The sequence below is a fragment of the Paenibacillus sp. FSL L8-0641 genome (assembly GCF_038006265.1).
Lineage (GTDB): Bacteria > Bacillota > Bacilli > Paenibacillales > Paenibacillaceae > Paenibacillus > Paenibacillus polymyxa_D.
In genome coordinates this window covers 144,365-159,962 of record NZ_JBBOUW010000001.1, presented here as the reverse complement: position 1 = coordinate 159,962, position 15,598 = coordinate 144,365, and the positions used below count along the sequence as shown (strand labels likewise).

Below are 15,598 nucleotides of genomic sequence, written 5' to 3'. Positions count from 1 at the left end.
GGAGCACCCTCTTGCTTTGACATACGACTGACAATACACCCGTAAAGTGTAGCGTGTAACCTATTCAGACGAACAGGAGAGGATGAAATGAAAACAGGCCTTCGTATCACCCAATTGATGTCGGTAGTAACTCTGAGTGCAGTACTGCTCGTAACAGGATGGAAAGGAGCAGAACCGGTACAAGCTGCCGCCAATGCCACACCAAGCTATGAGGTGAAGCTACTACTGGATACGGCTCAGGTGCTCAATGCGGATGGCTCATTAAAAAGTGGCATCGTGAACGAGTTTCAAATTAGCGACGATGCACAACGATTGAGCGTCGAGTATTTTGATACAAATTCATTGCAATTAAATGACGAGGGCTGGAACGTGAGGTTTCGCAAAAAAGAGGACAAAAAAAATTATGAATTAACCTACAAAAAGCGCTATACGGTCACAAATGGAAATATCGACGCGGCGCTCACCCAAGCGAATAAAGAAGGGTTCAGCGCATCTGATGATAATTATGAGGCTGAGGTGGATTGGGGATACAGCAAGCAAACACTAAGTTTTTCCAATGATAAAAAAACAAACGCCTCCAAAGGATTGGCTCTGCCTTCCCCAGATCAAGCATTAAAGCAACTACAGGATAATCTTCCGGGCAAGCTGCAAAACTGGAAATCCAGCAACTGGGGCAAGAAAACTCTGGCAGACTCCAGAGTACGCGGTCCGGTACAGGTCAGCAAATATGAAGGTAGCTTTCAGGGACTGGATACCGACGTTGAAATATGGCCTATTCGCAGCGCAAACGGATCAGGTACAGAAAATATTATCGAAATCTCCTTCAAAACCTCGGATTACAGTGTTGCCGCCAGCAACCGCACCAAGCTGATGAACCTGTTGCAATCCAAAGGATGGCTGGTTCCCGCCGATTCCCTGAAAACGAATTTGGTACTGGAACGCTACTAAGCTAATCCAACATAAAAAGGAACCGAGGCGCCAACCTGTTGAGAGTGGCGCCTCGGTTCCTTTTATTATTATTTATATGACTACAAGGTCATGATGTTAAAGTTGCTTGCTTACATACGTTCCGGTGCAGACACGCCCACTAGCTTCAGTACGTTGGCAATGGTCGTGCGCACCGCACCAAACAACGCCAAGCGTGCCTGCGTTTGAGCGGCATCCTCTGTAATGACGCGCTCTGCCTTATAGTAGCTGTGGAACAATGAAGCCAGCTCGTAGACATAGCGAATCATACGGTGTGGTGCAAAGTTTGCAGCCGCCACCGATACTTCCTCCGGCAGCTCGCCGATTTTGCGGAGCAAATCGTATTCATGCTCAGCCGTCAGCTTGGACAAGTCAACTTCTGCCAACGGCAGCACAGCAATCCCCTGCTCTTCAGCTTGACGATATACGCTGCATGCACGTGCGTGCGCATATTGTACGTAGAATACTGGATTCTCATTGGAAGTGGAAATCGCCAAATCCATGTCAAAATCCAGGTGCGAATCCATGCTGCGCATAGTGAAGAAGTAACGGATCGCGTCTACACCCACTTCTTCCATCAGATCTTCCATCGTCACGGCCTTGCCAGTACGTTTGGACATTTTTACTTTTTCCCCATTTTGGAACAAGCTGACCATTTGGGCAATCAACACTTTAAGCTTATCCGGGTCATTACCCAGTGCTTCCATTGCTGCCTTCATCCGTGGAATATAGCCATGGTGATCCGCTCCCCAAATGTTGATGATCGTGTCATACCCACGAGCATATTTATCGCGATGGTAAGCGATATCCGGGGTCAGGTACGTATATGTACCGTCATTTTTGATCAAGACACGGTCTTTATCGTCGCCGTACTTGGTCGTATTCAGCCATGTAGCTCCGTCCTTCTCGTAAATCTCTTCACGGTCACGCAGCTCATTCAGCGCTTTAAGCACTTCACCATTTTCATACAGCGACGTTTCGCTGAACCAGGAGTCAAAAGGTACACGGAACAGCTCCAGATCACGCTTAATCTTGTTTAGTTCCTTTTCCAGACCGTAGTCACGGAAATAAGCAGCACGATCTCCCGGTTCCATGGACAACAGAGAATCGCCCTTTTCGGCCACCAGTTCCTTGGCAAACCCGATGATATCCTCACCATGGTAACCATCCTCCGGCATCTCCGCAGGCTGTCCCAGCTCCTGCAAATAACGCGCTTCAATAGAGCGGCTCATGTTGTAAATCTGGTTGCCCGCATCATTAATGTAGTATTCACGAGTTACTTTGTATCCGGCAAAATCAAGCACGTTGCAGAGAGCATCCCCTACGGCTGCACCACGTGCATGACCTAAGTGAAGGCTACCTGTCGGATTGGCGCTGACAAACTCGATTTGTACTTTTTTGCCTTCACCTTCCTGTATACGCCCGTAATCTGCCCCCTGCTCCTGCACTTGTCCAATGACTGCATACAGGTAGCTCTTGTTCAGGCGAAAGTTAATAAAGCCCGGTCCAGCGATTTCCGCACTTTCAATAGAAGCGGAAGCTAAATCCATATTCGCGATCAAATCTTCAGCGATTTGCCGTGGGTTCTTCTTCGCAATGCGGGTGAGCTGCATCGCAGCGTTGGTAGCCAAATCACCGTGTGACTTGTCCTTTGGTACCTCCAGCGTAATGGTCGGTAGCTCTTCGCGGCTCACGATTCCAGTAGCCAGCACCGCCGCCTCGATTGCTGAAGTCACCTTTTGATTAATAAGTTCCAGTGGATTGCTTGTCATGATTATTGCTCCTCCTGTATATGCAAACTGATGGCAAAATGCCCCGAGAAATCCTCAAATACGTACAGATCATAGGTCCAGCTCACATGTCCGGTGAAACCATCCATCCGAATATCGAGCTTCTGCGTATGCGCAGACATGTTCAGGTTTAAATAAGGCGAGCGGTAAAATCCAGGCAACCTGCGTCCCAGCGCAAACGACTGCTCTGATTGTACCTCACCGTGACGAATCAGCTTTAGCTCATCCGATCCGATTTTGACTGTGTTCCGTGTCGTACCGCCCTCAGGACTTTCTTGCGGCTCATCGTACCTTATATATAGATGCTTCCCACGCACGATCGCTTCTCCGGGAAGTTCCTGTACCACATCTTCTCCGTCATGATGACTATGAAGACGGATTCGGACCTTTGCATTATGTGGCATGTATTCAAACTCCATTCTATTGCTATCCTACTGTACTACTATATCCAGTTCCCGATTGCAATTCAAATGAGTTTTTACAAAAAGATGCTTTCATCCAAAAAATTTAGCTACCTTAAGTCAGCTCCATCAGATGCTTGGCTAAAACTTTCAATGAATCGAGAGGCTAGAGAAGACATGTATTTATCCTTCATCCAGACAGCCGCCACACGTGTATGCAATTCTTCACACATAATTTCCTTAACGATTAACTGGTTATTGCTTCCGAGTGACAACGCAGACCGCGAAATCATACCGATCCCCAGCCCTTCATTAGCCCAATGAAGCGTGGTGCGAGCATCATCGTTTTTGCAGAAGATATTCGGCTCAAAGCCATGCTTTATACAGGTATCGTGGATCAATTGTTCAAAGCGGCGATATACGATGAGCGGCCTGTTTTTCAAGCCAGACAACGGGATGGTCTTCTGTTCGGGGTTCCAGTCATGTTCTTCTGTCATCACTGCGATCATCGGTTCGGAGGACGCATATCTGCACCCTAAATCAGTGGTATTAAAAGGGGTTCTGACGATACCGACCTCGACAATTCCTTTGTTCAAAAGATCGAGAATCCTAAAGGTATTTCCCTCATGAATTTCAAATTTTACACCCGCATAGGTTTTATGAAATTCGGAAAGCCTGTCTTTCATTAGGGCTGCGCCGGAAGAGGAGACCGTTCCAATGGTAAGCGTACCCTTCATCCCCAAGGCAAAATCATTAATTTCTCTCGTTGTGGCATCTGTCAGCTCCAGAATCTGCTTGGCCCTATTCTGTAAAATGATGCCGGCCTCCGTCAACTGGATGCTTCGCGAGCCTCGATGCACGAGCTTTACACCAAGCTCTTCCTCCAGTTGCATGAGCTGCTGACTTAAGGGAGGCTGTGCGATTTGCAGCTTTTTGGCTGCCGCTGTAATCTGTCCGGCCTCTGCGATCGCCAAAAAATACTTGAGATGTCTCAATTCCATCATTATGGCCCTCCGGTACTGATATATGTAAAACCTATACCTCTAATATATATTAAATATTATTCATATGGTTGGGGATATGACATAATCAAATTCAGATATGCTATTGCGGCATGAGGCTATATACATTATTTAGGTTAGGTGATGGTTTATTTGCTGAAATTTGCTGTTTTTTTGAAACCCTATAAAAAGGAAACGATTCTTGGGCCTCTATTTAAACTGATTGAGGCCATCTTGGAACTATTGCTGCCCACTATGGTTGCCTTAATGATCAATCATGGTGTAGGTAAAGGAGACACCCATTATGTTTGGCAGATGGGTCTTTTGATGTTACTCATGACTATACTGGGCTTTGGCAGTTCATTAGTGTGTCAGTTTTACGCAGCCCGTGCCTCCCAAGGATTCGGGACTACGCTGCGCAATACGATGTTTAAACATATTTCATCGTTTTCTTATGCTGATCTCGATAAGTTCGGTACGCCCTCGCTCATCAACCGGATTACGAATGATGTCAATCAACTCCAAACGGCTGTAGCGATGCTGATTCGTCTGGTCATTCGTGCTCCTTTTATTTGTATCGGGGCTATTATCATGTCCATGATCCTGGATTTCCGCCTGGCTTTGGTGCTGTTGGCGGCTACACCGGTTCTAGCTTTGATCCTGTATGTGGTCATTACGAAGGCTTCACCACTGTATCGTCGGTATCAAAAAAAACTCGATAAAATCGCTCTGGTACTTAGCGAAAATCTTACAGGCGTACGGGTCATACGCGCATTTGCCAAAAGAGGCGCTGAGCGAGTTAAATTCAAGGCCGCTTCGGATGACCTGACTCAGACCGCTATTCGTGTCGGACGTATTTCTGCTTTGCTAAGCCCTGCCACCTTGCTGGTGGTAAACGGAGCTATTATTGCAATCCTGTGGATCGGCGGCATCCATATCCAATATGGATCACTTACACAAGGGGAGATTATTGCCTTTATTAATTACATTACGCAAATTTTATTAGCTCTGATTGTGGTGACCAATTTAATTATTTTGTTCACCAAGGCTGCCACTTCAGCAGCGCGGATTCAGGAGGTCCTAGACACGCAAGCTTCGATTTCCGACACTGCTGCTACTTCTACATCTATAGACAGGGAGGGAACAAGTGGGCATGGCGCTGTACCAGCCATCTCTTTTGATCATGTTTCCTTTGGATACAATAAGACAGGACAACTGGCACTTAGTGATGTAGTCGTAAACATCTATCCCGGTGAGACGGTCGGCATCATCGGAGGGACAGGTTCGGGGAAATCCACTTTTGTGAATCTCATTCCCCGTTTCTATGATGCGGTAGAGGGTCGTGTGCAGGTTGACGGCATCGACGTTCGGCAGTATAAGCTTGAGCAATTGCGGCAGAAAATCGGTATTGTTCCTCAGAAGGCGCTGCTGTTCACTGGGACGATAGCGGATAATATCCGTTGGGGACATGAACACGCCACCGACGAGGAAGTCGCTCAAGCCGCAGCAATCGCGCAAGCGGATGAATTTATTTCTAACTTGCCGGAAAAATTCGATGCCCCGATCACCCGAGGAGGACTTAATCTATCGGGAGGACAAAAACAGCGACTTACCATTGCCAGAGCTATTGTAGGCAATCCGGAAATTCTGATTTTGGACGATTCCTCAAGCGCACTTGATTTTGCAACCGATGCCGCTCTCCGTAAATCGCTACGGGAAAATAGCACCCGCATGACTGTCCTACTGGTCTCGCAACGAGTAAGCAGTGTACAGCATGCCGATAAAATCATTGTATTTGATGAAGGCCGGATTGTCGGAATCGGCACACATGATCAGTTGATGAGCAGCTCGGAGGTATATCAGGAAATTAATCGCTCCCAGCTCTCAACGCAGGAGGTGGACCAATGAGTGGCAAGGAAACCTGGAGAAGATTGTTAACCTATGTCGGTCAATATAAAACAACAACATTTTGGGTCATCGTCAGTGCGATTCTCAGCGTGCTTGCCAGTCTGATCGGACCCTACATGATTGGTCAAGCTATCGACCACATGGTGAATAAGGGAGCAGTGGATTTTAAAGGTATTGTACAGATTCTAGCTGGATTAGGCATTGTATATGTTGTAGGCAGTCTGTTTAGCTGGCTGCTCACGTATTTGACGAACCGTATTGCTTTTCAGACCGTAAATGATATGCGGCGGAAGTTATTTGATCATTTTAATATCCTTCCGTTAAGCTTTCATGACACTCATCCGCAAGGAGACAGCATTAGCCGTTTTGTGAACGATATGGATGCTGTGTCGGATGGATTGCTGCAAGGCTTTTCCACCTTGATTACCGGGATTATTACGATTATAGGCTCCATTGTACTCATGCTGTATATCAGTCCGATCATGACGTTGGTCGTATTGGTGTCTGCCCCGATCACATACGGTGTGGCACGGTTCATTACGACAAGGTCACAGCGTATGTTCCGCGAACAGGCCAAAATTTTAGGAAGCCTGAACGGTTACGTAGAAGAAATGATTGACGGACAACGGGTAGTTACTGCTTTTCATTATGAAAACCGCTCGCTTGAGGAATTTTCCGCCAGAAACGAACAATTGTATCAAGCCGGGGTGAAATCACAGTTTTACGGATCATTGTCCAACCCCTCCACCCGATTGGTGAACAACATGACTTTTTCAGTCACCGCCATGATTGGTTGTATCTCCATCATTTTGGGTGGGATCTCGGTAGGTGGATTGTCGAGCTTTCTGATTTATACCAATTTGTTCGCCAAGCCCTTTAATGAAATTACGGGTGTTCTCACCCAGTTCCAGGCAGCCACGGCTTCTGCTCAGCGCATATTTGCGATTTTGGACTCACCGCCAGAGCAGCCGGAAAAATCGAACGCCGTACAGCTGGAGCGCAGCAAAGGCACGATTCTTTTTGATCATGTCAAATTCTCCTATAACCCGGAACGTACGCTCATTACGAACTTTAGTTTAGAAGTTAAGCCAGGCACTCGTGTGGCCATTGTCGGGCAGACCGGAGCTGGCAAAACCACACTCGTCAATCTGCTCATGCGGTTTTACGATGTAGACAGCGGCTCGATATCCATCGACGGGGTGAATATCAACGACATGAGCCGGGACAGCCTGCGGACTAACTTTGGTATGGTGCTTCAAGATACATGGCTGTTCAGCGGAACCATTCGGGACAATATCGCTTACGGGAAGCCGGAAGCCACGGACGAAGAAGTCATCGCGGCTGCAACAGCTGCCAATGCGCATAGCTTCATCAAGCGACTGCCTCATGGCTACGATACGGTCATCAGCGGGTCAGGCGACAGCCTGTCGCAAGGCCAAAAACAGCTGCTTACCATCGCGAGGGTAATCCTCGTCGATCCACCTATGCTGATCCTGGATGAAGCGACCAGTAGCATAGACACTCTGACAGAAGCGCGTATCCAAAAAGCATTTATGAAAATGATTGCCGGACGCACCAGCTTTGTGATCGCCCACAGACTATCGACCATCCGCGAAGCGGATTTGATTCTATACATGAAAAACGGCGATGTCGTCGAAAGTGGTACCCATGAGGGGCTGCTTGCCAGCGGCGGCCATTATGCCTCGCTCTATAACAGCCAGTTTACTACGGCTTAAAAGGCTGACCGGATACGGTCGCATCAGTAAGGTCAACGTTCTTAAAAAAAGTCGGTTGCTTTTTAAGCAATTGGCTTTTTTATTTTTCTTTGATAAATCCCCCCCTATATTATATAATAAAACGAGAACAAACGTTCCGTTTCATCTAAACCTTATGGTTTGTATAGCCAACATCATGCATGGGTTTCAGTTGGGAGGCTGAATATGGATATTAATGAATTTCAAAAGTGGGTCAAGCAATATTATCAAGAGAGGAACTGGTCTGATTTAGATATCTTCGTCCGAATTGGTTTCTTGGCAGAGGAAACCGGGGAGGTTGCGAGAGCTATTCGCGCCCTGGAGATCGGCAGAGACCGGCCTGATGAGATCGATGGTTCATTCGAGGAGAACAGGGAGCATTTAACTGAAGAACTTGGAGACGTACTGGGTAATCTCATCGTGATCGCCAACAAGTATGACATCACCTTGGAGGATATATTTCGAACACACCAGCAAAAACTTGCAAAAAGATATACATAAAGGAGAATCTCATATGAAAAGCATTGCTGTTTTTTGCGGTTCCAGTAATGGAGCGTCTGAGATTTATCGAGAGCATGCTGTTGCTCTGGGCAAGGCACTTGCCGAACAGGAAATAAGCCTGATTTATGGAGGAGCAAGTGTTGGTTTAATGGGTGCAGTGGCTGACGCGGCACTTCATGCAGGAGGTCACGTCATCGGTGTACTCCCTCACTTTTTGCAAAGCCGTGAAATTGCACATAATGGCCTGAGCGAATTAATCATTGTTGATTCCATGCACGAACGAAAATCTAAAATGGCAGAGATTGCGGACGGATTCATTGTTTTACCAGGTGGCCCAGGTACAATGGAAGAATACTTTGAAATTTTCACATGGGCGCAATTAGGCTTGCATGAAAAGCCATGCGGTCTTTTAAATATTAACCATTATTACGATCCTCTTATTTCCTTGTTTAATCGTATGGTTGAGGAACAATTTATGCAGGAAAAATATCGTGCGTTGGTAATTACGGATACTACTTCGCAAGGAATCCTACAGCAATTTACAAATTACACTCCTCCTGCCGTCAAAACATATCTCACGAGCAAACGGACCTGACATTAGGAATGGCACGTATTGCTCAACAGACATACCATTTAATTTAATATGATATGAAAGGAACACCACCGTCAACGTTATTCCAGTGGTGTTCCTGTAAAATTGAACTCATCCAATGAATGCTGTCACGCCTAACGGGAACCCCAATTTTAAATCCCAGCGCCCGTAGCGGTTGGTTGGTCCATTTGCTCACTTTCCTGAAAATCCCTGCGGTAGAACCAGCCGATCAGAACAGCAACGGTAGTCATGGCCGCAGCCAACAAATACACCTGCACCATACCGAAACGGTCTGCATACCAGCCCATGAATAACAAAGACAGACCGAAAGCGAGATTTGTAAGCACATCAATTCCCGCCATCACTTTGGGCAGCTGGGCTGCCGGTGCACTGGTTTGCAGCAAGGTGCGGCGAATGATACCAGCCATCTGAACAGGTAAGCCTGATACAGCAAAAAGAATAAGCGCAGCAGCGGGGATGGTATTCAGCGCAAATACAATGGTAATCAGTACATACACCAGCAATGCTCCGAGCATGTACAAAAAGCTGTTCTTTTGCAATCGCTTGACCAAGCCAACGACAATCAATCCACCCAAAATCGTGCCCGAGAAAAAGGACGCATTCATAAAGCCCCACCAGCTCGCATCCCGATGCAGCACTTGGCTGACGTACGCCAGAATAAATACCCCAAGCCAGGAGACTCCCCCGATACTATCCACGCTATCGACGATCATCAGAGAACGAATACGACGGTTGTGCCAAATGATTGTCCAGCCTTCCCCAAGCTCTTTCCAATGGGAGCCTTTTTCCTTTGCCTTTGCAGGCTCTACTGCATTTGTCGAGGAATCTGAAGCTTCAAGACTTAATTCCTTCTGATCCAGCGGATCACGAATGAAGGACGTGACAGTTACAGCCACGAGATAACAACAGGATGCAATCACAAGCGTATTCAGGGAACCCAGCCAAGCCACAATAATTCCGCTCAGCGCCCAGCCTGCACACCTGACCACCTGATCACTGACCGCCACCATGCCGTTGGCACGCATTAGCCCTTCACCCGTAGCCAAACGGGGTACAAGCGCATTACGCGCAGGATTGGTCCAGCCATCCAGAAAAGACATACCGAACACCATCACAAAAATAAATAGAAACGACCTCTGCTCAGGTACGATCCACAAATAAAGCAGCAGTAGCGTAAAAATGACAAACTGACCAAACTGGGAAAATAGCAACACGCGTGTTAGCCGAAATCGGCCGAGGACGATTGGTGCAACGAGCCCACTAAGCACTTGGGCAGACAATCGGAACAGCGGGATTAGAATAGTCGTCATTAAGGAATTACTTGAGCTGAACACCAATACCACTACACTCAACATGTAGATGATATCTGCTACGTTGGAGATCGTCTGGGACCCCCACAGGTAATAAAAAGAGCGTCTGATCAAAAAAGTTTCCCCCTCTTTGGTACATCGCCGATTTATGTATTTCCATAACCAAACCGTCCCTGTTGACATTACAAATCTGTTAAATGTCTGGTTTTTTGTATATTCTACACACACCCTTAAATTTCCTTCTTTTATCTTAAAAGGAAATTCAGTGTCCAGTATGCATCATGGCCATTTTTAAATCTTATTCAAGACAAAAAAGCGCCTATAGCGCTCCTTTCCGCCCAAAAACAGGCAATAAAGACCACTAAGACGCTTTTTCTTAAAATGTTTACTTCGTTAAATCCTCTACAAACTTAGGTAGTACAAACGCCGCTTTGTGCAAACGCGGACTATAATATCGGGTGTCCATCTCTGGAATTCGGTTTTCGTCTACTTCGAGCGGATCATACTTCTTACTACCCAACGTGAATGTCCATAGACCACTCGGATAGGTTGGAATGTTCGCACCATATACACGCACAATCGGGAAAATTTCCTTCACATCTTTGTTAACCTTCTGAATCAGATCTGCCTTGAACCAAGGATTATCCGTTTGTGCAACGAAAATACCGTCTTCCTTCAATGCTTCAAAAATACCTTGGTAAAACCCGCGCTCGAACAGCGGGGCTGCCGGACCTACGGGCTCCGTCGAATCGACCATAATGACGTCGTATTCATTTTTGTGTTCAATAATGTGCATGTATCCGTCATTGACCAGCACTTCTACATTAGGCTCGTCCAGCTTTCCTGCGATTTCAGGCAAATATTTCTTGGAATATTCTATCACCTTACCGTCGATCTCCACCAATACAGCCTTTTCCACTTCAGGGTGCTTGATGACCTCACGAATAACGCCGCCATCGCCACCGCCCACAACCAAAACCTTTTTCGGATTGGGATGTGTATTCAAAGCTGGATGTGCTACCATTTCGTGATACACAAATTCATCCTTAACCGTTGTCATCACCATGCCATCCAGAACAAGCATATTGCCGAATTCCTCTGTCTCGATCATAGCCAGATCCTGAAAATCTGTTTTCTCAGAGACGTAGGTTTGTTTGATTTTTGCTGTAATACCGAAAGAGGGAGTCTGCTTCTCCGTAAACCACAAGTCCATCATTCCAACCTTCTTTCTGATCAAAGTATGTGTCCGGCAATCCGGTAGCATAAACGTTGACTTTCCTTATATCAGTAACACGCAAACGCCAAGTTTGCTATATTTATTGTACCAAACACATTGGAATTTCACACTTTTTGCATTATAAGTGATACCTGAATGAGCTGCTAAAGCAATTTGGAGATTTAATCTTGTTTAAAATAGACACGTATGTGTATCTGATGAATAGACGCTTTCGGATTGACTATACTGAGAACATCAACTATGGAAGGAGGTGGCATGATGACCGATACGACCGGACGATCCCCCAAGCGTAAACCGCTTTGGCTTCGATTGTTTCAAGGACTGATGTCTCTCACGATCCTGACGGTCATCGCCGCCTGCATCCTGCTCGCCTATTTGTACACGACCAGCCTTCCGCTCGCGGATACGGATCGGAATTCACGTCTGCTCGATAGTCAGGGGCAAGTCATCGCCACTTTCTCTGCTGGAGGCAAAGAATCCATTCCGGTCCAGCTTGATCACATTTCACCCGATTTGATTGCAGCTACCCTGGCTGTGGAAGATCGGAAGTTTTACGATCATTTTGGCTTTGATTTCAAAGGTCTGGGCCGGGCGGTAATCGTTAATCTGACCCACTGGGATATGTCGCAAGGGGCCAGCACGCTGACTCAGCAGCTTGCACGCAATCTATACTTATCTCATGAGAAAACGTGGACGCGCAAGGCCAAGGAGGCCATCTATACTGCACAGCTTGAAATGAAGTACACCAAAAATGAGCTGCTACAAATGTATTTGAACGAAATTTACTATGGTCACGGCGCCTATGGCATTGAAGCAGCTTCGCAAATGTATTTCGGTAAATCCGCAAAGGATCTGGACTTGGCCGAAAGCGCCCTGTTAGCAGGTATTCCGAAAGGGCCGACCTACTATTCACCGTATAATCATATGAAAAATGCAAAGGATCGGCAGAAAATTGTTCTGGACTCCATGGCGCTTATCGGCAAAATTACACCGGCTGAAGCCACCAAGGCCTATGAGGAAATGTTAGCCCTGCGGCCCGAGAGCCAGCGTCGGACAGTGGAAACCGCTCCCTGGTTCCGCGATTACGTCCGCCAGTTGGTGACACATCAGCTCGGGATTAGCGAAGGGGTGCTTGAGCATGGCGGCCTGAGTATTTATACCACGCTGGACATGCACATGCAGCAAGCAGCCGAGGCGGCTGTAAACGAAGGCATGAAGAACAGCAACGGACTGGAAACCGCGTTAATCTCCATGGACCCGCGCAACGGACATGTCAAGGCCATGGTCGGCGGAACGAACTATGTCGGGAATCAATATAATCATGCGCTGGCCACAACCCGGCAGCCTGGCTCCTCCTTCAAGCCGATTATGTATCTAAGCGCACTGGATTCCGGCGAATTGACGAGTACGTCCAAGTTCGAAAGCCGACCGACGTTGTTCCACTACGATAACAACCGCAAGACCTATAAGCCCAAAAATTTTGGAGACAAATACTTGGGCGAAATAGATCTTCGGCGCGCAATTGCGGCGTCCGATAATATCTATGCCGTAAGCACCATTTTGAAGGTGGGAACGGATAAGGTCATGGACCTCGCCAGCAAAATGGGCATTACAAGCGAGCTCAAGCCCGTACCTTCGCTAGCGCTGGGTGTGTCGCCCGTCAGCCCGTTCGAGATGGCCTCGGCCTTCTCGGTCATCGGTAGCGGCGGGGAAAAGGTGGCTCCGGTGGCAGTGCTGCGCATCACCGATGCTGCCGGGCGGTCGCTGTACGAAGCGCCCCAAGCCGCGCCCGTGCAGGTGGTGAAGCCCGCCTCCGCCTACGTCCTCACACGCCTTATGGAAGGCGTGTTCGAGGAAGGCGGCACTGGCAACCGGGTCGCGAAGCTGATCAAGCGCCCGGTTGCCGGCAAGAGCGGCACGACCAACACCGATGCGTGGATGGTCGGCTTTACCCCCGAGCTGTCCACCGCTGTCTGGGTCGGCTATGACAAGGGCAAGGACATCAGCACACAGGATGCCCGACGGGCGGCTCCGATTTTTGCGCAATATACGGAGAAAGCGCTGGAGAATGTGCCACCCAAAATCTTTCCTATCCCTGACGGCGTAGTCAGCGCTTATATTGACCCGGCCAGCGGCAAGCTGGCTGCACCGGACAGCCCGGACAAGCGGCTGGAGGTATTCGTCAGCGGCACGGAGCCGAAGGAGACGCTATCGGGGCAAGATAACCAACCGGCATCCACACCAACTGACCAAGCGGAGCGACAAGCTGAAAAGAAATCGTGGTGGGGCAATTTTAAGCGTTGGTGGATGGATTAATAGCAAAAAAAGACTGGGGGAACGCGATGAGCGCTCTCTCAGTCTTTTTATTTTCGCATCACTTACCTCATATGCCCATTTACCTCTCTTGCCAGTGCCATCAGCCATCATCCCGTTAAACCCCGCTCTTCCCTAAAGTTGCGCTATTACCAATAACAGCTAAACGACTCAATACGGTTGAGGTCTACACCATAATAAAACCAAAAACGTCCACTCCACCGAAAACCCGCTACCGATGTTCTGCCTACAAAGACAGGGTACAGCCAAAAACGCTCTCCGTTCGTCAGCCATACAAACGTGTTGCGGAACAAACAACCGAAGATGGCTCCAGGGTCAACAGCATAGGCCGAAACCAGCGGCTTCGGTGGCGTAAATTGCGGTGGTGGAGAAGTGGGTGCTTGAGCTTGCTGCCCACCTTGCGGACCGAACGGCCCTTGCGGCGGCGGTGAGAACGGCTGTGGCGAAAATGATCCTGGGCCTGGTGGCGGACCTATCGGAGACGGGAACGAATCCTGCATATCAGGAAATTGTGGAATCGAAGGACTTGACGGCGTGAATGGACCCGGAATACCCGGTTGCGTTCCGAAAGGAACTTGTGGCAGTAAAGACATGTGTTTCACTCCTTGTGTCTAGGCTGATGTATCCTATGCGGGACACCAGCCCGCGGACTGGGCGAATCCCCATATCTCCGCCAAACTCCGCTATTTCGTCCTTTTACATCAAAAATTCTTATTTCCTGATACGATTAACTTCCTTTTTTGAACATGCTCCAGCTCAATTTCATGTATCATTTTAATCTCGACTCGTTTCCTGAGCTCATCATACTGTTCCAGCAGCCGATGCTTATACCCTAAATTGTCGTTCATCCAGCCTATCATAGAGTCATCCTTATGCTCTGTGGACCAGCTAAATAAATCGCTATAGAGCTGACCAAATGATTCCTCGTTACAGCGAGCGAACCGGATCGGTCGGGCTGTATAACTTAGTTTTAGTTCCAGCATCTCATACAACACTTCCAAACGGTACTCCAAGTCCTGTACACCTGCTTTGGACACATCACAGCTTTTTATATCCTGAATAAGCTCTCTAAAGGTCAACCCTACATGCTGCATAGCAATATAAGACCACACACAGCTTCCCGTAGCTGTTCCATGAGCCTCCCAAAGCGGATTCCACAAAATAGACCGAATCGTATCCCTTTGCTCCTCTCCAAATAAGGCAATTCCAGCAATAATTCCCGCATTACAGTCTACCGAGGCATGTTGCTCTCCCCAATGTACCAATCGCGGAATCATATCTTCAGTAGTACATTTGAAGCTTAGCAGAGGTAAGAATTCATTAAACAAATGCTGATCCAATACTTTTTCCAATTCAGCCGCCAGTTTCTCACGGTACGGTTCGCATGGAAGATGTACCAGTCCCAAACAGGCATCCACAGACACAGCTCCATACGATCCGTTCACCAAAGCGACAAGATCAGCAGCAGCCTCCACATAACCCAAATAACCTAGCACATACAGCACACCGTCAGGTATATGTTCTGGGGATGCCTGATTTCGCACATAACGCTCGTACATATCCTGCGCCAAAGTAACATCCCCGCATCTCATGATCGGCTGGAGGAGCAACCCCCTGATATAATGGTGGGGATCTTCTACAAAAAGCCTATATAACTCCCACGCATCCTCCACTGTCCCATATTGGGCAACCACATCCGTATAGGCGGAAATGATGCTGGCGTCCAGCTTCTTGCCTGAGCCGAACATATCCATAAGTCTTGCTGTCGCGTCCATCATCCTGT

At 47.8% G+C, this 15,598-nt stretch carries 13 protein-coding genes; 6 read left to right on the top strand and 7 right to left on the bottom strand.

Annotation, left to right across the window (positions count from 1 at the left end):
• Positions 1 to 87: 87 nt before the first annotated feature.
• On the top strand, positions 88 to 948 hold the full coding sequence (locus MKY16_RS00645) for a hypothetical protein (protein ID WP_069011481.1): 861 nt from the start codon (positions 88 to 90) through the stop codon (positions 946 to 948).
• A 110-nt stretch (positions 949 to 1,058) separates the two neighbouring features.
• Here the strand turns inward: MKY16_RS00645 and argS are convergent, their stop codons facing one another.
• From argS to MKY16_RS00630, 3 genes are all read right to left on the bottom strand, one after another.
• Positions 1,059 to 2,738, bottom strand: coding sequence for an arginine--tRNA ligase (gene argS, locus MKY16_RS00640; protein ID WP_340953629.1), 1,680 nt, complete (start codon positions 2,736 to 2,738; stop codon positions 1,059 to 1,061).
• Positions 2,739 to 2,740: 2 nt separating this feature from the next.
• Positions 2,741 to 3,175: a DUF1934 domain-containing protein gene (locus MKY16_RS00635; protein ID WP_081112515.1), complete on the bottom strand. Its 435-nt coding sequence runs from the start codon at positions 3,173 to 3,175 to the stop codon at positions 2,741 to 2,743.
• 92 nt (positions 3,176 to 3,267) lie between these two features.
• Positions 3,268 to 4,158, bottom strand: a complete 891-nt coding sequence (locus MKY16_RS00630; RefSeq protein ID WP_165150572.1) for a LysR family transcriptional regulator — start codon at positions 4,156 to 4,158, stop codon at positions 3,268 to 3,270.
• 153 nt (positions 4,159 to 4,311) lie between these two features.
• Here MKY16_RS00630 and MKY16_RS00625 point away from each other — a divergent pair, with 153 nt between their 5' ends.
• From MKY16_RS00625 to MKY16_RS00610, 4 genes are all read left to right on the top strand, one after another.
• Complete coding sequence (locus tag MKY16_RS00625) at positions 4,312 to 6,066, top strand: ABC transporter ATP-binding protein (protein WP_340953626.1); 1,755 nt, start codon at positions 4,312 to 4,314, stop codon at positions 6,064 to 6,066.
• The gene (locus MKY16_RS00620; RefSeq protein ID WP_340953625.1) at positions 6,063 to 7,802 is read left to right on the top strand and encodes an ABC transporter ATP-binding protein; all 1,740 of its coding nucleotides are present in this window, start codon (positions 6,063 to 6,065) and stop codon (positions 7,800 to 7,802) included. Before MKY16_RS00625 ends, MKY16_RS00620 begins: the two co-directional genes overlap by 4 nt.
• Before the next feature lie 204 nt (positions 7,803 to 8,006).
• Entirely contained in the window at positions 8,007 to 8,321 is a 315-nt protein-coding gene (locus tag MKY16_RS00615; protein WP_029514913.1) for a MazG nucleotide pyrophosphohydrolase domain-containing protein, read from the top strand.
• 13 nt (positions 8,322 to 8,334) lie between these two features.
• Entirely contained in the window at positions 8,335 to 8,916 is a 582-nt protein-coding gene (locus tag MKY16_RS00610; protein WP_029514915.1) for an LOG family protein, read from the top strand.
• A 149-nt stretch (positions 8,917 to 9,065) separates the two neighbouring features.
• On the opposite strand, the gene MKY16_RS00605 is transcribed toward MKY16_RS00610, so the two are convergent.
• Together MKY16_RS00605 and speE are read right to left on the bottom strand one after the other, a co-directional pair.
• Positions 9,066 to 10,358, bottom strand: a complete 1,293-nt coding sequence (locus tag MKY16_RS00605; protein ID WP_029514918.1) for an MFS transporter — start codon at positions 10,356 to 10,358, stop codon at positions 9,066 to 9,068.
• Between the two features lie 271 nt (positions 10,359 to 10,629).
• Positions 10,630 to 11,457, bottom strand: a complete 828-nt coding sequence (gene speE / locus MKY16_RS00600) for a polyamine aminopropyltransferase (protein WP_029514919.1) — start codon at positions 11,455 to 11,457, stop codon at positions 10,630 to 10,632.
• Positions 11,458 to 11,739: 282 nt separating this feature from the next.
• On the opposite strand from speE, the gene MKY16_RS00595 reads away from it, so the two are divergent.
• Positions 11,740 to 13,797, top strand: coding sequence for a transglycosylase domain-containing protein (locus tag MKY16_RS00595; RefSeq protein ID WP_340953622.1), 2,058 nt, complete (start codon positions 11,740 to 11,742; stop codon positions 13,795 to 13,797).
• Between the two features lie 146 nt (positions 13,798 to 13,943).
• Here the strand turns inward: MKY16_RS00595 and MKY16_RS00590 are convergent, their stop codons facing one another.
• Complete coding sequence (locus MKY16_RS00590; RefSeq protein WP_069011486.1) at positions 13,944 to 14,408, bottom strand: transporter; 465 nt, start codon at positions 14,406 to 14,408, stop codon at positions 13,944 to 13,946.
• A 108-nt stretch (positions 14,409 to 14,516) separates the two neighbouring features.
• Complete coding sequence (locus MKY16_RS00585) at positions 14,517 to 15,593, bottom strand: hypothetical protein (protein WP_340953620.1); 1,077 nt, start codon at positions 15,591 to 15,593, stop codon at positions 14,517 to 14,519.
• Between the last annotated feature and the right edge of the window lie 5 nt (positions 15,594 to 15,598).